This is a genomic window from Paraburkholderia bryophila (assembly GCF_003269035.1).
Lineage (GTDB): Bacteria > Pseudomonadota > Gammaproteobacteria > Burkholderiales > Burkholderiaceae > Paraburkholderia > Paraburkholderia bryophila.
In genome coordinates, this window is the sequence record NZ_QLTK01000002.1 from 247,860 (window position 1) to 269,119 (window position 21,260).

At 65.1% G+C, this 21,260-nt stretch carries 15 protein-coding genes; 8 read left to right on the forward strand and 7 right to left on the reverse strand.

Annotated elements, in window-relative coordinates; genetic code table 11:
• The first annotated feature begins 577 nt into the window (after positions 1 to 577).
• The 3 genes from xseA (at position 578) to BX591_RS04670 (ending at position 5,807) form a co-directional block, all read left to right on the forward strand.
• On the forward strand, positions 578 to 1,957 hold the full coding sequence (xseA, locus tag BX591_RS04660; RefSeq protein ID WP_111929556.1) for an exodeoxyribonuclease VII large subunit: 1,380 nt from the start codon (positions 578 to 580) through the stop codon (positions 1,955 to 1,957).
• Positions 1,958 to 2,176: 219 nt separating this feature from the next.
• Complete coding sequence (sodB, locus tag BX591_RS04665; protein ID WP_111929557.1) at positions 2,177 to 2,755, forward strand: superoxide dismutase [Fe]; 579 nt, start codon at positions 2,177 to 2,179, stop codon at positions 2,753 to 2,755.
• Between the two features lie 592 nt (positions 2,756 to 3,347).
• A complete protein-coding gene (locus tag BX591_RS04670) occupies positions 3,348 to 5,807 on the forward strand; it encodes a tetratricopeptide repeat protein (protein WP_111929558.1) in 2,460 nt (819 codons plus the stop codon).
• Between the two features lie 301 nt (positions 5,808 to 6,108).
• Here the strand turns inward: BX591_RS04670 and BX591_RS04675 are convergent, their stop codons facing one another.
• The gene (locus BX591_RS04675) at positions 6,109 to 6,393 is read right to left on the reverse strand and encodes a hypothetical protein (RefSeq protein ID WP_146749725.1); all 285 of its coding nucleotides are present in this window, start codon (positions 6,391 to 6,393) and stop codon (positions 6,109 to 6,111) included.
• 390 nt (positions 6,394 to 6,783) lie between these two features.
• On the opposite strand from BX591_RS04675, the gene BX591_RS04680 reads away from it, so the two are divergent.
• Both BX591_RS04680 and BX591_RS04685 read left to right on the forward strand, forming a co-directional pair.
• Positions 6,784 to 7,353, forward strand: coding sequence for a glycine zipper family protein (locus BX591_RS04680; protein ID WP_111929560.1), 570 nt, complete (start codon positions 6,784 to 6,786; stop codon positions 7,351 to 7,353).
• Between the two features lie 301 nt (positions 7,354 to 7,654).
• The gene (locus BX591_RS04685; RefSeq protein WP_111929561.1) at positions 7,655 to 9,412 is read left to right on the forward strand and encodes a PQQ-binding-like beta-propeller repeat protein; all 1,758 of its coding nucleotides are present in this window, start codon (positions 7,655 to 7,657) and stop codon (positions 9,410 to 9,412) included.
• A gap of 254 nt (positions 9,413 to 9,666) precedes the next feature.
• Here the strand turns inward: BX591_RS04685 and BX591_RS04690 are convergent, their stop codons facing one another.
• Both BX591_RS04690 and clpP read right to left on the reverse strand, forming a co-directional pair.
• Positions 9,667 to 11,166, reverse strand: coding sequence for an NYN domain-containing protein (locus BX591_RS04690; protein WP_111929562.1), 1,500 nt, complete (start codon positions 11,164 to 11,166; stop codon positions 9,667 to 9,669).
• 254 nt (positions 11,167 to 11,420) lie between these two features.
• On the reverse strand, positions 11,421 to 12,068 hold the full coding sequence (clpP, locus tag BX591_RS04695) for an ATP-dependent Clp endopeptidase proteolytic subunit ClpP (protein ID WP_111929563.1): 648 nt from the start codon (positions 12,066 to 12,068) through the stop codon (positions 11,421 to 11,423).
• A 270-nt stretch (positions 12,069 to 12,338) separates the two neighbouring features.
• On the opposite strand from clpP, the gene BX591_RS04700 reads away from it, so the two are divergent.
• Complete coding sequence (locus BX591_RS04700) at positions 12,339 to 13,532, forward strand: sigma-70 family RNA polymerase sigma factor (RefSeq protein ID WP_111929564.1); 1,194 nt, start codon at positions 12,339 to 12,341, stop codon at positions 13,530 to 13,532.
• On the opposite strand, the gene BX591_RS04705 is transcribed toward BX591_RS04700, so the two are convergent.
• The 3 genes from BX591_RS04705 to BX591_RS04715 form a co-directional block, all read right to left on the reverse strand.
• A complete protein-coding gene (locus tag BX591_RS04705) occupies positions 13,488 to 14,762 on the reverse strand; it encodes an EAL domain-containing protein (RefSeq protein WP_111929565.1) in 1,275 nt (424 codons plus the stop codon). The genes BX591_RS04700 and BX591_RS04705 overlap by 45 nt on opposite strands.
• Before the next feature lie 237 nt (positions 14,763 to 14,999).
• On the reverse strand, positions 15,000 to 16,460 hold the full coding sequence (gene mdtD / locus BX591_RS04710; RefSeq protein WP_111929566.1) for a multidrug transporter subunit MdtD: 1,461 nt from the start codon (positions 16,458 to 16,460) through the stop codon (positions 15,000 to 15,002).
• A 95-nt stretch (positions 16,461 to 16,555) separates the two neighbouring features.
• A complete protein-coding gene (locus tag BX591_RS04715) occupies positions 16,556 to 17,974 on the reverse strand; it encodes an aminotransferase-like domain-containing protein (protein ID WP_111929567.1) in 1,419 nt (472 codons plus the stop codon).
• Positions 17,975 to 18,139: 165 nt separating this feature from the next.
• On the opposite strand from BX591_RS04715, the gene BX591_RS04720 reads away from it, so the two are divergent.
• Positions 18,140 to 18,445, forward strand: a complete 306-nt coding sequence (locus BX591_RS04720; protein WP_111929568.1) for a DUF2917 domain-containing protein — start codon at positions 18,140 to 18,142, stop codon at positions 18,443 to 18,445.
• Positions 18,446 to 18,479: 34 nt separating this feature from the next.
• Here the strand turns inward: BX591_RS04720 and BX591_RS04725 are convergent, their stop codons facing one another.
• Positions 18,480 to 19,703 (reverse strand): citrate/2-methylcitrate synthase, encoded by a 1,224-nt coding sequence (locus BX591_RS04725; protein ID WP_176343019.1) that lies wholly within the window; start codon positions 19,701 to 19,703, stop codon positions 18,480 to 18,482.
• A gap of 140 nt (positions 19,704 to 19,843) precedes the next feature.
• Between BX591_RS04725 and BX591_RS04730 the strand changes: the two genes are divergently transcribed.
• A complete protein-coding gene (locus tag BX591_RS04730; protein ID WP_111929570.1) occupies positions 19,844 to 21,232 on the forward strand; it encodes a CoA transferase in 1,389 nt (462 codons plus the stop codon).
• Positions 21,233 to 21,260 lie beyond the last annotated feature (28 nt).

Below are 21,260 nucleotides of genomic sequence, written 5' to 3' on the forward strand. Positions count from 1 at the left end.
CGCGACGGCATGACGGCGTTGGCCGCAAGACGGGACGCCGGGCCGGACATACTACGCGGGGTCAGCATCAACGCGGTTCTCCGGACAGTCAAAAAGTGAGGCGGAAACGATCCCGCAGCAGTCGCGGTAACCAGGTCACAACGGAGACGGCGAGCGGCTGAGCCCTGCTTGTCAACGCTAGCGCATCGCGCTTCGCCGGACTTACGGTTTGCCGTCAGAACCCGCCACTCTAGCGCGCGAGCGTCCAGCCCGGCAAGTCGCGCGCCTTGACAAAGCAGCGAATTCGGCCGTTCCGGCGCGCTTCTCAGCCTGTGGATAACTTTGTGGAGAACCTGCCGTCCAACCGGCGGAGAAGGCCGTTCGGAGCGCTCCGCATCGGCAATGATTCTCTTTAACGAGATATAAAAGCCATATAAATCAACGGGATGCTTCGAATTTTCGCGCTCTGGCGGGCACTATGGCGGGATTCGTCAGGCGTTTCCCGCCATGTGGACACTTTTAACAATTCAGCCGCCGCGCTGGACGCGGATGGCCGCTCGGTCTATCGTCTGTCCGGCCAGTCACAGACATTCCTCGCATGAATCCCGAAAGCCCTTTTTCTTCGTCCGCTGCGCCCGGCGGTGAGGTCGTCGTTCCCGTTTCCGCGCTCAATCGCGCGATCGGCACGATGCTCGAACGCTCGTTTCCGCTCGTCTGGGTGGCGGGCGAAGTGTCGAACTTCACGCGCGCCGCAAGCGGCCACTGGTATTTCTCGATCAAGGACGCGCAAGCGCAGATGCGCTGCGTGATGTTCCGCGGCCGCGCGCAATACGCCGAGTTCACGCCGCGCGAAGGCGACCGCATCGAAGTGCGCGCGCTCGTGACGATGTACGAACCGCGCGGCGAGTTGCAACTGAATGTCGAAGCGGTGCGCCGCACCGGACAAGGGCGGCTTTACGAAGCGTTCCTGCGGCTCAAGGCGCAGCTCGAAGCGGAAGGGCTCTTTGCCGCCGAACGCAAGCGCGCGCTGCCGTCGCATCCGCGGGCGATCGGCATCGTCACGTCGTTGCAGGCCGCGGCGCTGCGCGACGTGCTGACCACGCTGTCGCGCCGCGCGCCGCATATTCCGGTGATCGTTTATCCGGCGCCGGTGCAGGGCGTGGGCGTCAGCGCCAAACTCGCGGCGATGGTCGACGCCGCCAATGCGCGTCGCGAAGTCGACGTGCTGATCGTCTGCCGCGGCGGCGGCTCGATCGAAGATCTCTGGGCGTTCAACGAAGAAGTGCTGGCGCGCGCGATTGCCGAAAGCGCGATACCGGTGGTGAGCGGTGTCGGTCACGAAACCGATTTCACGATCGCCGATTTCGCCGCCGACGTGCGCGCGCCGACCCCGACCGGCGCCGCCGAACTCGTCAGTCCGCAACGCGTGCTGTTGCTGCGCGACCTGGATCAGCGGCATGCCACGCTCGCGCGCGGCTTCGGCCGCATGATGGAGCGGCGCGCGCAGCAACTCGACTGGCTGGCGCGCCGGCTCGTGTCGCCGGCCGAGCGTCTGGCGCGGCAACGCACGCATTTGCAGCAATTGAGCGTGCGGCTCGCGTCGGCGGGAGCGCGCCCCGTGCGTGACGCACGAGCGCGGTTTTCGCTGTTGCAGATGCGCTGGCAGCGCTGGCGTCCCGATCTCGCCGCGCATCGGGCGAAGCTCGGCAATCTCACGCAACGTCTGGACGCGGCATTGTTACGTCAGCATGAACGTCAAAGCGCGAAGATCGGCACGCTTGCCGCGCGGCTCGAAGTGCTGAGTCCGCAGCGCACGCTGGAGCGCGGCTATGCGGCGGTGCTCGACGCGCAGAACGGTCGCGCGGTGCGCGCGCCGTCGTCGTTGAAGCCGGGGCGGCGCCTCACCGTGCATCTCGCGGAAGGGTCCGCGGATATCGCGCTGGCCGACGTGCAAGCCCGGCTCACCGACGGTTTCTGAGCCGTCGCCGAACGTCCCCGAACGCTGCATTTTTGACTGCCTCGAAGGGCGGGCACATCGCATGCGACAGCACTAATTACGCCATATGTGCAGCATCTTTGCCGATGCCGGGCATAAAGTCCGTTGGTTTGCGGGGTTATTCCAACTCGCCTACAATCGAGTGCTCAAAAGTGTAGCCCGCAGACTCCCCCACAACAGATACAGACAAAGGAAAGCACCATGGAACATACGCTCCCGCCGCTGCCGTTCGCGAAAAACGCTCTCGTCCCGCATATGTCGGAAGAGACGCTGGAGTTCCACTACGGCAAGCATCACCAGACCTATGTCACCAACCTGAACAATCTGATCAAGGGCACGGAGTTCGAGAACCTGTCGCTTGAAGAGATCGTCAAGAAGGCATCGGGTGGCCTGTTCAACAACGCCGCTCAAGTGTGGAACCACACGTTCTTCTGGAACAGCCTGTCGCCGCAAGGTGGCGGTGCTCCGAGCGGCGCACTGGCCGACGCAATCAATGCCAAGTGGGGTTCGTTCGACAAGTTCAAGGAAGAGTTCGCCAAGACCGCAGTCGGCACGTTCGGCTCGGGTTGGGCATGGCTCGTGAAGAAGGCCGACGGTTCGCTCGACCTCGTGTCGACCAGCAACGCCGCCACGCCGCTCACCACCGACGCGAAGGCACTGCTGACGATCGACGTGTGGGAACACGCGTACTACATCGACTACCGCAATGCGCGTCCGAAGTTCGTCGAAGCATTCTGGAACATCGCCAACTGGGAATTCGCGTCGAAGAACTTCGCGTGAGATTGCCGGTTGTGGCGTGAGTAACTAGTTGGTCACGCTCGCAAGAAAGAAAGCCCTCCGCAGTGAGGGCTTTTTTGTTTTTGCAGCTTCCCCGTCGTATTCCCGCCTCAGTTTCAACGCTTCGCCCGCACTATCGCCGCGCACTATTACTTACGGGTTACCGGGTATTTCTTCCAAAGGGCAAGCTTCGTCAGGCGATCGCATCATGGGGCGTCTCTTGCCGAAAGCCCCGCGTTGCAGCATCGAAAGATTTGTTGCTTCCTACTCCATCGGTTGAGCGAGGCTTGCGCCGTGCTGGCTATGTCCGCAGCGCCTGCCGTGGCTTGCTTGCAATTGCCCGCGATCTCCGATCGGGCCCGACTGCCGCGCGCCTGCGCCTGCCGTCTTCCCGCACCGCCAACCTGTTTCACGATGTTCCCGCCAGTGCGAACCGGTAAACATCGGTAAGAGCCGGCTCGCTATCGTTCCCGAGCGTTCGTCCCCCGTCGCGTCGTCATCGGTGTATCTCTCCGGCGGCATGACGGGGAGGCCATCCGGATAACCGTCCGGGTCGACGCGAAATCGATGAAAAAGCGTTACGCCCGGGGGCACGATGGACAGCAAGCAGATTCTGGAACTCGCGACAGCACACCACGTCGCGGGTGAGTTCGGTCCCGCGCGCCAGTTATACGAAAGCGGGCTCGCCATCGAGCCCGGCAACGCGAACTGGATGGTCCGGCTCGGCGTGCTCGACATGCAATGCGCGGCTTATGACGCGGCGCTTGGCTGGCTCGATAAGGCGTTAAGCCTGGCGCCAGACAACCCGCGTTACCACTTCGTGCGCGCTCAGGTGCTCGCCGGCGCGCAGCAGTTCGGGGCTGCGATTTCGGCCTACCGTCAAGCGCTGGCGCTCGAACCAACCGCTTCCGCCGACGTACTGTTCGCGCTGGCGGGCGCCCAGCAAGCTACCGCCGATTACCCTGCGGCGATCGACACATACGCATCCGTACTTGCCCTCGAACCCACGCACGCCGACGCGCTCAACAACCTCGGCAACTGTCACCGTCAACGCGGCGACGCGGAGCACGCGGAAGCCGCTTACCGGCGCGCTATCGACGTGCAGCCCGGCGACGCCAACGCGCTCACCAATCTCGGCACGCTGCTCGAAGCGCTCGGCCGTCTCGACGAAGCGCTCGTGCTGCTCGAAGCGGCGGTGCAGGCCGCACCGACGTCGCTACACGGACTCGTGAATCTCGGCGTCGCGCTGCATCGGCGCGGCGACTTCACGCGCGCGGTGGCTTTGCTGACGAGCGCGATCGAGATCGACCCGGTGTTCCCGGAAGCGTCGTATAACCTCGCCAATGCGCTGCACGCGCTCGGCAAGAAGCGCGAAGCGGTGATCCACTATCAACGCGCCATCGCGCAAGCGCCCGCGCATGCGGACGCGTACAACAACCTGGGCATCGTCTATCAGGAAGCCGGGTCGCGCGCCGAAGCCGCGAACGCGTTCCTTACCGCGATTCGCCTGCGCCCGGGCTTCGTGGCCGCGCTCAATAACGCCGCGACGCTGATGCGCACGCTCGGCCGTTTCGCCGATGCCGAAGCCCATCTGCGCGAGGCGCTGGCGGTCGAGCCGCATCATTCGGTCACCCATAACAATCTCGGCAATGTGCTGAAGGACCAGGGGCGTCTCGCCGATGGCATCGACAGCTATCGCCGCGCGTTGACCTGCGATCCCTGCAATGTCGTCGCGCACAGCAATCTGGCCTACGCGCTCACGTTTCAGGCGGAACACGCGCCGCCGCTGCTGCACGAATGCCGTCGCTGGTCGGCGCGTCATGAAGCGCCGTTTCGCGGCGCGCATCGGCCGCATCCGAACGATCCGACAGCGTCGCGCCGCTTGCGGATCGGCTACGTCTCGCCGGACTTTCGCGATCATTGCCAGACGCTGTTCACGTTGCCGCTGCTGTCCCATCACGATCACGAACGCTTCGAGATTTTCTGTTACGCGAGCGTTGCGCGGCCCGACGCGCTGACGCAACGCGTGGCGGCTCACGCCGATGTCTGGCGCGACGTCCGCAGTCTCGACGACGAACAGCTCGCGCAGACCATCCGCGACGACCGCATCGACATTCTGATCGACCTGACCATGCATATGGCGGATGGCCGGCCGCTGCTGTTCGCACGCAAACCCGCGCCGGTGCAGATCGCGTGGCTCGCTTATCCGGGGACGACCGGCATCGGCGCAATCGACTACCGCCTGACCGATCCGTGGCTCGATCCGGCCGGCGCCGACACGATGTACAGCGAACGTTCGATCCGTCTGCCCGACTCGTTCTGGTGCTACGACCCGTTGACGGATACGCCGGATGTCAACGCGCTGCCCGCGCTGTCGAACGGTTATCCGACGTTCGGCTGCCTGAACAATCCGTGCAAACTAAGCGACACGACTTTCGCGATGTGGGGCAGCGTGATGCGCGAAGTGGCCGACGCCCGTTTGCTGCTGATGGCGCCGGAGGGGGCGGCGCGCGCGAGTCTGATCGAGCGGCTCGGGCGGCAGGACGTCGCCGCGGAACGGATCGCCTTCACGCCGTTCCGGCCACGCGCGGACTACCTGCGCACGTATCACCAGATCGACGTCGGCCTCGACACGTTTCCGTATAACGGCCACACGACGAGTCTCGATTCGTACTGGATGGGCGTGCCGGTCGTCACGCGGGTCGGCGACACGGCCGTGGGGCGTGCGGGCCTGAGCCAGTCGACTAACCTAGGACTGCGCGAACTGGTGGCGGACACCGACGCGCAATTCGTCGATGTCGCTGCCCAACTGGCTCGCGATCTGCCGCGTTTGGGCGGTATTCGCGCGGATTTGCGGGCGCGTCTTGCGGCGTCGCCGTTGATGGACGGCGCGCGTTTCGCGGCGCACGTCGAAGCGGTGTACGTCAAAGTCTGGCGGGATTGGTGCGATCAGTCGCGCCGTCTCGCGCGAAGCAGGCGGGAGCGGGTGGGCGGCGTCGAGGCCGGTGGTGAGGCGTGGTCGCTGCCGGGCGTCGGGATTAACCGTCCGTATTGAGGGGCGGGCGGCGTCCGTGTTTAGCGCGAGGCTTGAGGCGCGCGCGATGCTGGCCGCTGCGCGTGGTGAAACGGGCGTCGTCGTACTGGGCGCTGACGGCATGTCAGTCATTGAACTGGCTGATTTGCCCGCTTGTTCCGTTGCTCCCTTGCTCGTTCGCGAAATCTCCCGGTTCGCGTGTGCCGGACCGTTTTGAGATGCAAGCTTTGTCACAGTTGGTAACTGCGGCGCGACGCTTGGACGGCTGCGCGAGCGCGTGTGAGCCTCCTAAAATCCGACACATACGCACGCGCGCCGCGAGTTACGGCTGCGTCGATCCGCTGCTGTCGGTGCTGGCATCCGTCGACGTTTGCCGGCGCCGATGGCCGCCGCGACCGCCGCCGCTCGGTGCAACCGCGCTAGCCGGCGCGGGCGCCGGCGGATGATTGATGTACTGGAAGTTCTGTGCGACCGAGGCGCTGGGGAACGTCGTGGTCGTTGCCGGTTGTGCGAACACCGAGTTCTGCAATGCCGGATTCGACTGCGCGAAAGCAGACGGAATAAAGGCCGCGCAAGCCATACCCAGTAGGAAAACAAGCCGCTTCATCGTGTCGTTCCCGAGGTGTCGTTGACGGGTTTTCGCCGAGCCCGAGTCGTGTGCACACCGCTGCGCGCGACGCACCCACACTCCGCATGACGCTGCCCGGACGCTATTCCGAACGCGTCATGCCGGGCTGCCGTGGCCACGCCATTGCGCGCCACGGCGGAGGCCAGTGTAGGCCGCTCGCGCCGCGAACAGGTTGCGGATGCGCTTACAAGCGTTACCCGATATGTCCGCGCTGCACACGTGTAACGAACCGCGCCGTGCCGCGACGCCCGGCCGGTGCGGGACGTCGCCAGTTTGTAAGCGGAAAAACGATCTGTAACGATCCCGTAACCAAGCGTTCCGGCTATTGGCCTAACGTTTAAATTCCCATGGCTTCTGAAGCACCCCAAGATGATCTCCAGCACTAAATCGATTGGCATCGCGATCCCGGTCGCCATCGTTGCGCTCGCGCTCGGCGGATGCGCGGTGATGCCGCCGAGCGGCCCGAGCGTGGTCGCGATGCCGCGCAGCGGTGAACCGCTCGGCCAGTTCCAGCAGGACGACTACGCCTGCCGCGACTACGCGAACCGGTCCACGGACCCCAATGGCTCGGCCTCGCAGGCCGCCACGACGAATAGCGTGAACAGCGCGGCGATCGGTACGCTTGGCGGCGCCGCAGTCGGCGCACTGATCGGTGCGGCGGCTGGCAATGCGGGCGCGGGCGCGGCGATCGGGGCGGGCAGCGGTCTGCTGCTCGGCGGCGCGAATGGCGCGAACAGCGCGCAATATTCCGCAGCGGGCTTGCAGGCACGCTACGACGCCGCCTACGCCCAGTGCATGACGTCGAAGGGCAATACGATTTCTCAGCCGCAGCCGGCCTATCAGCCGGTTTATGTGCAGCCGCAGCCGTACTACTACGCGCCGCCGCCACGGTATTACGCACCGCCGCCGGTGATGTACGCGCCGTATCCGTATTACTGAGCGGCCGGGCGCTGCGAACGACTGGGTCGGGATGCCGGCCCTGCCCAATCGCGTAGTCCGCGCGGAAAAGCGGGCCGGTTTATTGCTGCCGGAAATTTGGCCGATCTGGCGGAAAGGCGCGAAAGGATGGCCGCAAGGCGGCCGCCGGAACGCCTAGGTTTGAAAGGAGCTTTCGCGGCCGCCGGTGGTCTGACGGTTCCGCATAGTCAGCACCCTCAGTCCTTTCTGGCCGGCCCATCAGCTTGTTGACTTCGTTACCGTCGGTGCGGAGAGAGCCGGATTTCGCGCGAACGAGGCGAATATGCGGCGACTGCAAACCGGGCGGGTCAATCCGAGTGCGTGGTCGCGCGTGCGCGCGTGGCTGGCCATGGCGTTTGTCACGGCCTGCTTCGTTTCGTGCGGCGGCGGTTCGGGCGGCTCGTCGACGGTGGCGTCGGGCTCGGCGAGCGGCAGTGGTAGCGGCACGACAGGCGGTACCGGGTCGGGGTCGGGCAGCACCGGCACGGGAAGCGGCCCGAGCAGCACGCCCACCCCCGCGACGACCACCACGATTGCCTTCGCAACCGACGTGCTGATGCATCACAACGACCTCGGCCGCACCGGTCAGATGCTCGCCGAAACCGCGCTCACGCCTGCCAACGTCAACTCCACGAGCTTCGGCAAGGTCGCGTTTCTTGCCGCCGACGGCAAAGTCGACGCGCAGCCGCTCTTCGTCACCAGCCTGTCGATCGGCGGCACGTCGCACGACGTGGTCTACGTTGCGTCCGAGCACGACAGTCTCTACGCGTACGACGCCAATACCTTCGCGCTACTGTGGCAGGTCTCGCTGACCGGCAAGGGCGAAACCGCCAGCGACAATTTCAGTTGCCAGGACTTCACGCCGGAAATCGGCATCACCTCGACGCCGGTCATCGACCGCAACCGTGGGCCGAACGGCGTGCTGTATGCAGTGGCGATGACGAAAGACGCAAGCGGCAACTATCACCATCGTCTGCATGCAATCGATCTGGCGACCGGCGCGGAATTGTTCGGCGGCCCGACGGAGATCGCGGCGAGTTTCCCGGGCAACGGCGCGGGCAGTGTCAACGGCGTCATCACCTTTAGCGCGTCGATGTACACGGAGCGCGCGGCGCTCACGCTGGTGGGCGGCAACATCTATATGGGCTGGACTTCGCACTGCATGTCGGGTGCTTATACCGGCTGGATCATGGCCTATAACGCCGACACGCTGCAGCAAACCGCCTCGCTCGACGTGACACCTAACGGCAGTCAGGGCTCGTTCTGGATGGCGGGTTCGGGGATGTCGTCGGACGGCACGTCGCTATACGCCGTGGGCGCCAACGGTACGTTCGGCACCACGCTGAACGCGCAGGGCTTTCCGGTGGACGGCGACTATGGCGACTCGGCGATCAAGATGACCTTGGGCACGCTGCAGATTACCGACTACTTCGCGATGGACAACGTCGTCGCCGAGTCGAACGCGGACAACGATTACGGCTCGGGCGGCGTGATGCTGTTGCCGGATCAGACCACGACGGCCGGCGTCGTGAAGCACCTCGCGGTGACGGCGGGCAAGGACAACAACATCTATATTCTCGATCGCGATTCGATGGGCCGATTCAGTCCGACCGCGAACAATATCTGGCAGGAGTTGGTCGGGACGCTGGCGGGTGGAATCTGGGGGTCACCGGCTTATTACGGCGGCGTGGTGTACTACGGCGGATGGAACGATAGCCTGAAGGCGTTGCCGATCACGGGCGCGTATCTCGCGACGACGGCGGCCTCGAAGAGTGCGACTACGTTCGCTTATCCTGGCGCGACGCCGGCAGTGTCGGCCAACGGGTCGAGCAATGCGATCGTGTGGGCGGCGGAGAACGGGACCGTTGGCGCGTTGCATGCCTACAGCGCCAGTAATCTTGCAAACGAGTTGTACAACAGCAATCAGGCGGGGACGCGCGATCAATGGGGCGCTGGAAACAAGTTCATCACGCCGATGATCGCGCGTGGGAAGGTTTATGTCGGGGCGACGAATGGAGTGGCGGTGTTTGGGTTGTTGTGAAAGGGTGGTTTTGGGTAGTGGTTTTTTGGGTGGTGGCTTCGGCGCGAATGAACGATGGTTCGTGGTTGGCTTCGTGGGGTGACCCGGAATAGAAAAACCCCTGCTCATTGCATGTTCATTGCGTGAGCAGGGTTTTTTGTCGCTGTTGTCGCTGTTGCCGCTGTTGCCGCTGTTGCCGTAGCGCCGCTATTGCGCGCTCCGGTTACGGTGGGTAGCGCATTGGGATTTCATGCGCGGACCCTGACACGATGCGTTTACTCGGCGTCGCTCGCGGCAGCTTTGCGTGGACGACGGCTACGCGGTGCCGCTTTGCGCGCGGCTTTCTTCGCGGCGGGTTTGGCCGCCTGTTTCGTGGCTTCAGACGCTTCGTCCGCTTCAACGGGCTCGACGCGTTCAACGGGCGCCGCCGATGCTTCAGCAGGCGCGGCGATCGCCGGTACGTCGTCGATCGTTCGCGGCATGCTCTTCTTCGCTTTCTTCGCGGCAGTCTTGCGCGGCGCGCGACCCTTGCGACGCTCGGTCGGCTTGCCGGCTGGTTCCTTGCCGTTTTCCTCTGCTTCTTGCTCTTCGTCGTCTATGGCGATCGGGGCAGGCTCAAAATTCTGCGGGCCGGGCCACGGGAATACCGGCTGCTCGAAGGAGGCGGGCTCGCCTGCGGAGAGAGCGTAGTCGTCTGCGCTGTCCGCATTGTCCGTTTGAGTTTGCACGGCGACGGGGGCTTCGACGTTCGCGCGCTCTTCGTGGCTGCCTTCCTGCTGACCCCGGCCTTGCTTGCGATTGCCGCGGCCTCGACGACGCGATTCGTGTTTTACACCCGACTCGGCCGGTGCCGTTTCGGCGACCTGGGTTTCATCCACCTGCTCGACGGATTCGACGATCTCAGCCGATTCCTGTGCGTTGTCGCCGGCCGCGTTCGCACCCGTGCTCCGATACACATACGCGCCGGACTTCTCGTCGCGGCCGAATTCGAGCAGACCGCGCGCATGGGCTTCTTCCAGCAGGTTGCCGAAGGCGCGAAAACCGTAGTAAGTCTCGTTGAAATCCGGCTTGCGACGCTTGATCGCATTCTTCAACACCGACGCCCAGATCTTGCCGCTGTCGCCGCGTTCGGAAGCGAGCGCGTCGAACGTTTGCACCGCGATTTCGACCGCTTTCGTGCGGCGTTTTTCGAGGTCGTCCTTGTTACGGGATTTCTCCTCGTCGGGCGCGCGTTTGGCTGCCGGCTGCGCAGCCTGCTGGGGGCGCGACGATTCGCGTTTGGCGACCGTGCGCTGACTCTCGCGCACGAGGTCGTCGTAAAAGAAAAACTCGTCGCAGTTCGCGATCAGCAGGTCGGACGTGGACTGCTGCACACCGACACCGATCACCTGCTTCGCGTTCTCGCGCAGCTTGGATACCAGCGGCGAGAAATCCGAATCGCCGCTGATGATCACGAACGTGTTGACGTGCGATTTGGTGTAGCAGAGGTCGAGCGCGTCGACCACGAGCCGGATGTCGGCGGAATTCTTGCCCGATTGGCGCACGTGCGGAATTTCGATCAATTCGAAATTGGCTTCATGCATTGCGCCTTTGAAACTCTTGTAGCGATCCCAGTCGCAATAGGCCTTCTTCACGACAATGCTGCCCTTGAGCAGCAGACGCTCGAGCACCAGCTTGATATCGAACTTGTCGTACTTCGCGTCGCGCACGCCGAGCGCGACATTTTCGAAGTCGCAGAATAGCGCCATGCTGACGGTTTCGTTGGATGACGCCATGTATATCTCCATTGAAGCGATTCGTCGAATTCGACGAATCGCGACCATGATAGCGATTCCAGCGGAGGTGATCAGCTTTTGTGTTCGTGGCGCACCGATCCGGAGCGGGAAAATGCGCGGGCGAATCGGGATTTTCGGCGGTGTGCCCAGCGTCGCTTCGCGCTGCGCGGAGGTGCGGCGGCGTGCCGGGCCACAGTGACATGCCGGGCGCCACGCTGCGCATGACGACCGTGCGAGCCGTATCAGGTGCCGGGCTACATGTCCTGATGCCGGGTCGGACTACCGAGCGCCGCACGCGTTTCCAGCACTTCGTCGACGAGCCCATATGCCTTCGCGTCGTGTGCCGACATGAAGTTGTCACGGTCGGTGTCGTGTTCGATTTCCTCCACGCTGCGCCCGGTGCGTTCGGCCATCATGGCATTCAGGCGACCGCGCTGATAGAGCACCTCCCGGGCCTGAATCTCGACGTCCGCCGCCGTGCCCTGGCTGCCGCCGGACGGCTGGTGGATCATGATGCGCGCGTTCGGCAGGGCGTAGCGCTTGCCACGTTGCCCCGCAGTTAGCAAAAAGGTGCCCATGCTCGCGGCAAAGCCTGTGCACAACGTTGAGACCTCCGGCTTGATGAATTGCATGGTGTCGTATATCGCCATGCCGTCGTACACCGAGCCGCCCGGCGAATTGATGTAAAAAGAAATATCCTTGTCGGGATTCTCGGATTCCAGAAAAAGCAGCTGGGCGACGATCAGGCTGGCCGACTGCTCGTTTACCGGCCCGACCAGAAACACAATTCGCTCGCGCAGCAGACGGGAGTAGATGTCGTACGCGCGCTCGCCGCGCCCGGACTGTTCGATGACGGTGGGCACAAGGCCGAGACCGGTGATGGACGGGTAGCTGGGTTGCATAAGTGCCTCGTGATAAGCGGCGCGGCACCCTGGTCCGGTAGCGCGGCGACTGATTCGTCGAACCGCGCGCCCAATGCGCCGGTTTCTGCTCATATGACGACGGCGCGGCCGGCAGCGTGACAGGAATATTTTTACGTGCCGCTGTCACACAGGGGTTAGCTGGGACGTCAAGCTGAAAAGGATGCCGATTTGCAGCGCGCGTCTGAAATCCCGCAGGCAGCCACACAGGCGCCGCGCGCTCATCACCAAACACGATCCGGAGGTCCACGCATGACGGAACAAGTAATCGACAAGGCATCCAGCTTTCAGGCCGCCCGCGCCCGCCTGTTCGCGCTGGCGTACCGAATGCTCGGCAGCCGTGCGGAAGCGGAAGACGTGGTCCAGGACGTCTGGCTCAAGTGGCATCTCGCCGCCACGCAAGAAGTGCAGACGCCGGCGGCCTGGCTCACCACGCTCACCACGCGCACGGCGATCGACCGGTTGCGGCACGTGCAGCGCGAGCGGGCGTCGCAAGCTGCCGGCTGGTTGCCGGAGCCCTGGCTCGACGACGTGGCGCCGTCGGCGGAGGAACTGGCCTTGCGTGCCGGGGAGATGTCGTATGGCGTGATGTTGCTGCTCGAACGGCTAAAACCCGACGAGCGCGCGGCCTTCGTATTGCACGAGGCGTTCGACTGCGATTACGCGGAGATCGCGAAGATTCTCGAGCGCACGCCAGGGGCCTGCCGGCAGATCGTGCATCGGGCGAAGGAGCGTCTGCGGCGTGCCGGCGCGCCGCTTGAGCGAGCCGACCCGGCCGCCCACGCGCGGATCGTCGAGCGGCTGCGTTGCGCGCTGGAGGCGCAAGATCGCGCCGGCCTGCTGCGGCTCTTCAGCGAAGCGCCGGAAGTGGTCAGCGACGTGGCACGGAGTGCATTCGAACCGACCCAAGCGTTGGCGCAAGCACAGGTATTGGTATCGGCGTCGGCGTCCGCACAGGCGTCAGTGTCCGCACGGGCAAAGGCACAGGCACTGATATCAGCGTCGGCGCAGGCGTCGGCGTTGCAATCAGCACAGGCGCGGGTGCAAGCACAGGCATCCGCCTCCGCACCCCAAGCCCTGCCCACACCCATCGCAACTCCGGTATTCGCAACGCACGAACCCGCAGCGGCGGGTTGGATCGAGAAAGTCACGTCGCTGGCGCGGCACGCACGCCATGCGGAGATCGTGTCGGTGGGCGGTGCCACCTGCATTGCGCTGATCTGCGAGGGCGAGGTCGTCGGCGTGATCGACGTCTCCACGGGCGGTCTGCCGAGCGATTCCCCGAAGATCGTCGCATTGCGCGCGGTGACCGGCGCCGCGCGTTTGCAATCGGCCAACCGCGCCCTGGGCCGCGCGGCGATCATTCAACTGCTCGCGCGAATCCAGCGGGAAGCGGTGGTGTCAGTTGCGGTGCGCCGCGACTTCCCAGTTGATGTCCACGCATAGCACCTGCGTGCCGTTCGGCGTGTGCGCGGCGATCGAGGCGGTCACGCAGAGGTGGGCTTCGTTGATCGACAGGTAGGGCGGAGTCAGATGCACGCGGCCGGGTGCGCGCATCGCCTGGATGAAGTAAGGCCGGCGCTCCCAGCTCGCGCCTTCCGAATGCAGCAGCGGCCGGAATCGTTTCGCGCGTTGCGACGCGCGACCCGGCGGCAGCACGTTGTCGCCGATCTGCCTGCCTGAGCCGTCCAGCACGAAACAACGTGCCGTCTCGCCGAGCGTGAGCAGCGGGGCCGTGGCCTGCGCAACCGACTCGCCGGCAACCAGTTGCGCGGCTGCGGTTTCCAGCGCCGTGACATAAGGAGCGAGTCGTGCCGACTGGGCGCGCTCGCGTGCCGCGACGCGTTCGCGCAGCGCAGCGGAGAGCGAGTCCATCAGGCCGGCCGCAGCCTGCGGTTTGACCGGGTCGACGCTCGCGCCCGCGAAGAACGCGCCTTGCACGAAGTCCACGTTGCATTCGAGCGCGATCAGCGCGTCGCGTTCGGTGCTGAGGCCGCCCATCAGTACCAATTGCCCGGATTCATGCAGCAGCGAGACGAGGCCCGGCAGCACCCGCTCAATGTGCGAGTGTTCGCTGGCTTGCGCGAGGATGCAGCGGTCGAGCGTGACGATGTCCGGCCGCAGATTCCACACGCGGTCAATGTTGGAGTGCTTGGCGCCGAAGCCGTCCAGCGCGATCAGGAAGCCGGATTTGCGCAGCGAGTCGACGATTTCGGCAAAGCGCGTGGTTTCGCCGCCCGCCTGCTCCGAGACTTCCAGCACGACGCGTTGCGGCGGCAGCCCGAGCGCCTTGAGGCCGGCGAGCAGTGCGTCGCCGTAACTGGTGTCCATCAGCGCGGCCGGGTGCAGGCTCAGAAAGAGCCATTCGTCGTGACTGTCGAATGCATTGAAGTTGCCCAGATGCAGCGATTCGGCGAGCCGCCCGAGCTCCAGCAGGTCACCGCGCCGCGCGGCCTGCGTAAAGACTTCGTGCGAGGGCACTTGCTTCGCGTGCTCGTCGTGCGCGCGCAGCGAAGCGTGGTAGCCGATAGCGCGCCGGTGCGACACCGAGAAAACGGGCTGAAACACGCTGAAGACGGTGTAGCCGCCGTACAGAACGGTGCGCCGGGAGCCTTCGTCGCCGGCCATCGGGCGAGGGGGCTGGAAGCCGGGAGGATCGAGTTCGATCATGCTCATCTTGTCAGTCGTGTGGAGGTGGCGGTGCGCCTGCATGATCAACACGAGTCCGCACGCGCTAAACGGGAGTTTACAGGATAGGCGAGCAAGAACTATGCGCGCGCGGAAACACATTGCGCGTGCTCGCAGACCACGGTCTCCACCGGCGATTGTGCGCCAGCGCGGGCGCGAAGGCCACGTTTCGCACTCCGCTGGTGCGGCCCGCGCCCTGTTGCGGGTCGGTAGCGGGCCACTCCTTCAAGTCCGTTCCGAAGGATCCGTCTTTTTCGCCGGCGTGCGGATGTCCGGCGCCAGTTGCGCGAAAATCCACGACGAGCCCGCCGTAATGATCCCCACGCACAGAAAGGTCGCGTGAAACGCGGGCAGCGAATTGGCCGCCGTCACGCGCGGCAACAGGCCGGTGAAAGTTGCGAGCAGGGCGCCGGCCACCGTCACGCCGAGGCTCATCGACAGCATCTGGACCAGCGAAAACAAGCTGTTGCCGCTGCTCGCGCCGCCGGTGCCGAGGTCTTTGAGCGTCAACGTGTTCATCGCGGTGAACTGCATCGAGTTGACGCCGCCGAAGAACGCCAGTTGCACGAGCCGCAGCCAGAGCGGCTGGTCCGCGCTAGTGAGCGCGAAGCTCGCCATGGTCAGGCCGACCAGCACGGTGTTGACGATCAGGACGCTGCGATAGCTGTATTTCACGATCAGCTTCGTGACGAGCCGTTTGGATGCCATGCCCGCAGCCGCCACCGGCAGCATCATCATGCCGGCTTCGAACGCGCTATAGCCGAGACTCACCTGCAGCAGCAGCGGAATCAGATAAGGCATCGCGCCGCTGCCGATCCGCGCGAACAGATTGCCGAGCAGGCCGACGCTGAACGTGTGAATTCTGAAGAGGTCGAGCGAGAAGATCGGCGTGGGTTCGCGCACGGCATGCAGGCCGTAGGCGACGAATGCGGCGAGACTCAGAATCAGCAACACCAGCACCGTGGCGTGCTGAATGCCGAACTCGGTGCGGCCGTCGAGCGCGAACGAGATGGCGACCATGCCCACCACCAGTAGCAGGTACCCTTTCATGTCGAACTTGCCGACGTGTTCGTTGCGGCTGTCCGGCATGAAGATGAACGTGGTGATGCAGCCGACTATCCCCACCGGCACGTTGATCAGAAAGATCCAGTGCCATGAGGCGATTTTCACGAGCCAGCCGCCGAGCGTCGGGCCGATTAGCGGTCCGATCAAACCAGGAATCGCCACGAACGACAACGCCGCTAGATAGCGTTCCGCCGGAAAGGTGCGCAGCACCGCGAGCCGTCCGACCGGCAGCAGCATCGCGCCGCCCACGCCTTGCACGATCCGGAAGATCACCAACTGGTTCAGCGTATGCGCGTTCGCGCACAGCAGCGAGCCGATCGCGAACACGAGGATCGCGCTGAAGAACACGCGCCGCGTGCCGAGCTTGTCCGCGAGCCAGCCGGACACCGGGATCATCACTGCCATCGTCAGCGAATAGGCAATCACCACCGACTGCATGCGCAGCGGCAATTCGCCGAGACTCGTCGCCATGGCGGGCAGCGCGGTGTTGACGATGGTCGAGTCCAGCGTCTGCATGAAGAAGCCGGTGGCCACCAGCCACAGCATCACGGTGAGCGAGCGCGGCGAGGGCGACGGGGCTGCGTTGGAGGCAGAGGTGGGCAGGGTCGGCGGCGTGGTCATGGAGAGCGGCTGGGAACGCGGAGACCCGGAATGGGCAGGGAGTCGCTAGTTTAGGGAAAAACGCAAGCCAACTCCACCGCCCACCGCCCACCGCCTCACTCCGACGCCGGTAACGCCGCCGCCGCGCGAAAAAACGCCTGCGCGAGCGGGTCGTTGCCGAACGCGATATGGATTCGCGTCCACGGACTCACTTCCATGCCCGGGCGGAAATAGTGGCCCGGTGCGACCGTCACGCCCATCGTCGCGCCGCACTCCACCAGCCGCTGCGCATTGCCGACATGTGGCACCCTGGCCCAGACGAACTTGCCGCCCACGGGCTTATCGAACAACTCCCAGCCGGCGCTTTCGAGCGTCTGGATGGTCGAGCCGAGCGCTTCGCGCATGCGCCGGCGCAGCCGCTCCAGGTACTTGCGGTAGGCGCCGCGTTCCAGCAGCGTGGCCGCGACCGCTTCGGCAAAGCGCGAGCCGCCGATGCTCGTCAGCATCTTGATGTCGACCAGGTCCTTGATGATCGCCGGGCTCGCCACCACGCAGCCGATCCGCAACGACGACGACAGCGTCTTCGACAAACCGCCCACGTAGATCACATGTTCGAGCTGGTCGAGCGTGGCGAGCCGGTCGGTGATATCGGTCTGCAGATCGGCGTAGATATCGTCTTCGATAATCGAGAAGCCGTGTTCGCGCGCGAGTTGCAGCAGCCGGAAGGCGACCGGCGGCGCGACCGTGGTGCCGGTCGGGTTGTGGAACACGGTGTTGATGAACAGCAGCTTGGGCCGGTGCAGCTTCAACTGCACCTGCATGACGTCGAGGTCGGGCCCGTTGCGGGTGCGCGGAATGCCGATCAGTTTCACGCCGTGCAGCTTCAACAGACCGTAGAGATTGTAGTAACCGGGGTCTTCGACAAAGATCGTGTCGCCGGCCTTGAGCATATAGCGCATCAGCAGATCGAACGCCTGGCTCGCGCCGTTGGTGATGACGATCTGCGACGTGTCCGCCTGAATCCCCAACTGGCCGATGCGCGCCTGCAGATGCTCGCGCAAGGCCATGTTGCCGAACGGGGTGGCGTAGTCGACCATGCTCGCGGGGTCGGTGCGCGAGACGTGGCGGATCGCCTGCGCAATGCTGTCCGTGTCGCGCCACGCTTCCGGAATGAAACCGCTGCCGAGCTTGAGCGTTTCGCCGGGGTGGTTGAACTGCTGCAGCAGGTGGTCCGATTCTTCTTCGGCGCGGCGTGGATCCGAGGTGCCCTGGCAAGGCATGCCCACCGGTTGCCGGTCGGCGACATAGAAGCCCGAGCCGTGGCGCGAGTCGACATAGCCGAGCGACACCAGCCGGTCATACGCCTCGATCACGGGAAAGCGGCTCACGCCGTAATCGGCGGCGAACTGGCGGATCGACGGCAGCTTCGAGCCGGGATGCGCGGTGCGCGCCCGGATCCAGCCGGTAACGCCGGTGAAGATCTGCTCGGTCAGCGGCACGCCGTTATCCCGGTCGAGTTGAATGTCGAGTTTCATGCGGTTCTCTCCTTCACCGTGGGGCGAGCCGAGCGCTTGCCCTGACAACTGTACGGTTTTTTGACTGAACAGTTCCGCCGAAAGTGTTCGGAACTGTGCATGGGTATCCGATGATCCTACGTCAATAATCGGTACAACAGAAAAGTTCTTTGAAGGAGAACGGCGATGCGTGAAGTCCGGATTTTTGAATTGGAACAGGGCGAACCCGTGGCGGCCTGGCGTGTCGCGCGGCCGTCGATCTTCAAGGTGATCTCGGGCGAGATCTGGCTGACCGTCGAAGGCGAAACCATGGATCATTGGCTTGCCACCGGCGAGTCGGTCGAGTTGCCGCGGCATGCGGTGGCGTGGATCAGCGCCGGACAGGCCGGGGCGCGTTTCGCGGTGGCGAGCGGCTCGGAACACGTGGCGGCCAAGCTGATTCCGGGCTTGTCGATGTTTGGCTGGCTGCCGCGCTGGTTGAGCGCGGCTTGATAGCCTGAGCCAGCCCAATACAGCCTGATCCAGCCTAATAGTCTCCAACGTAGCGCGCGCGTGGCCGGATCAAGCGGCCGTCGCGCGCCTGTTCCATGGCGTGCGCGATCCAGCCGACCACCCGGCCCACCGCAAATAACGTGAATGCCGCGCCGGCCGGCAAGCCGAGCACGCGTTCGATCGCAACCAGCGCATAGTCCACGTTCGGTTGCGCGCCGGTCGTGTCGTGCACCGTGCGCGCCAGCGCGAGCACGTCGCCGAGCGGCGAGCGGGCCGGCGCGCAATCGGCGAGCAGGTTCAGCAGGAGGCGGCCGCGCGGATCGCCATCCGGATAAAGCGGGTGCCCGAAGCCCGACAGCGTCGGCCCGTGCGCGCCGTGTTCGAGGCGCGCGAAACGGTTCGCCAGAAAACGGTCGAGATCGGGCGCGCGCGAGGCCTCGTCGAGCAACGCGGCGATCCGCACGGTCTCGCCGCCATGTCGCGGCCCGGATAGCGCGGCGAGTCCGCCCGCCACCGCGCCGAACAAATGCGTTCCGGTCGACGTGATACAGCGCACCGTGAACGTCGACGCATTCAGTTCATGATCCGCGCAGGCCACGAGAGCCGCCCTCAATAACCCGGCCTGCTGACGGTTGCGCACTTGCCATGCTGCCGCCAGTTGCCGGTGCAGCGGCTCGTTCGACGGCGCCGCCGAGATCATCGCGGCGCCCAGTAGCCGCATCACGGCGCACGCGGTATCGAGTTGCGCGTCGCGGCCGAGCGCCCACACCCGCGGCATCTGCGCCGCGGCGGCTGGCAGCAGCACGAGCGCGCGGTCGAGCGGCGTGCTGTCGCTCCACAACTTTAGCCACGCATTCCACTGTGCGGCGGCGAACGGCACCGACGGCGCCTGAGCAATGCGGCGCTCGCTGCATTCCCATAGCAAGGCGGCGATGTCCTCGAGCGAGGCGCTGCCCGCCAGTTCCATCGCATCGCGCCCGCGATACAGCAAGCGGCCGTCGGCCACCAGCGTGATCGACGATTCGAGCACCGGCACGCCCCAGTCCAGCACCTTCTGCGCGACCTTGCCGGCGCGCTTGCCGTCTTCCTTGCGTTTGGCGAGGCGCCGCACTTCGGCGGCGTCGTAGAGGCGGTGCCTGCTTTGCGCATCCGGCGTGGATTGAAGCATGCCGCGGCTCACGTACGCGTATAGCGTGGGCAGGCTGATGCCGAGCGCGGCGGCGGCTTCCGGTGCGGTCAGAAAATTCGAGTCGGGCATGGGGGCGGGCATCGGGGTGAGCATGAAAGCCGAGAAGAACCGAAGAAATCAATATATATTGATTATCATAATCAAGGTTGATTGCGAAGGGTGGGGATTCTAGACTCGGTTTCACTTTCTTTCGCTTCGGTACGAACGACATGACGCCTGAACTCGCTCTCAAACAGATCTGGACGCTAGCGGGCTGCGACCCGACCGCGCTGCACGCCGTCACGCTGAGCGGCGCCGATCCGGGCTTGCCGTCGGTCTTCCGGGTCGGCAGTCTGGCGTCGGCGACCATCGCCGCGACCGGCCTGGCGGCAGCCGACTATCACCGCTTGCGCACGGGCCACCGGCAGCGGGTCGCGGTGCAGATGCGGCGCGCGCTCGCGTCGTTTCGCAGCGAACGGTATTTGCGTATCGACGATGGGCCGCCGCCCGCGTTGCGCGATCCGGTGATGGGTTTCTACGAGACGCGAGACGGCCGCTGGATTCAACTGCACACGAATTTCCCGCATCACCTGCAAGGCGTGTTGACGGTGCTCGGCTGCGAGAACAGTCCAGCGGCTGTGGCTGCCGCGATCCGCAAGTGGGACGGCGCAACGCTCGACCAGACGCTCGCGGATGCGGGCCTCTGCGCCGCGCTGATTCGCACGCCCGAGGAGTGGGCCACGCTCGACCAGGCGCAGGCGATCGCCGGCTTGCCGCTGTTCGAGATCGAGCGCATTGGCGACGCGCCGGTCGAATCGCCGCGCCCCGGCGACGCGAAGCGGGCGTTGGCGCGCGTGCGGGTGCTGGATTTGTCGCGCATCATCGCGGGTCCGGTGGCGGGGCGCGCGCTCGCGCAGCACGGCGCGGACGTGCTGATGATCAACGGCCCGCATCTGCCCAACATCGCGCCGCTGGTGATCGACAACGGACGCGGCAAGCGCTCGGCGCTGGTCGATCTGCGCGAGGCGGCCGGCCGCGAGACCTTACGCGGCCTTGCCGGCGGCGCCGACGTGTTTCTGCAAGCGTATCGACCCGGTGCGCTGGCGGCGCGCGGCTTCGGTCCCGACGAGTTGGCGCGGATCCGGCCGGGCATCGTGTACGTGTCGGTGTCCGCGTACGGGCACGCAGGCCCGTGGTCGCAACGACGCGGCTTCGATAGCCTGGTGCAGTCGGCGAGCGGCATTGCCTGGACCGAGCAGCGGGCGGCGGGTTGGGCCGAGCCGAAACATCTGCCGTGTCAGGCGCTGGATCACGCGACCGGCTACCTCGCCGCGTTCGGTGCGATGGTCGCATTGGCGCGGCGCGCGACCGAGGGCGGAAGCTGGCACGTGCGGGTCTCCCTGGCGCAAACGGGACGTTGGTTGCAGTCGATCGGGCAGATTGCCGACGGCTGGAAAGCGCCTGATGTGTCGATCGACGAGGTGTCGGATTGTCTGGCGACGGTGGCTTCGGACTTCGGCCGTGTGCTGGGCGTGTTGCCCGCCGAAGAGCTGGACGAAACGCCGGTGTTTTTCGCGTTGCCGCCGGCCCGCCTGGGCGCGCACGACGCCAGCTGGTAGCGGTCTCGACCGGCGTTCGTGTCGCGCT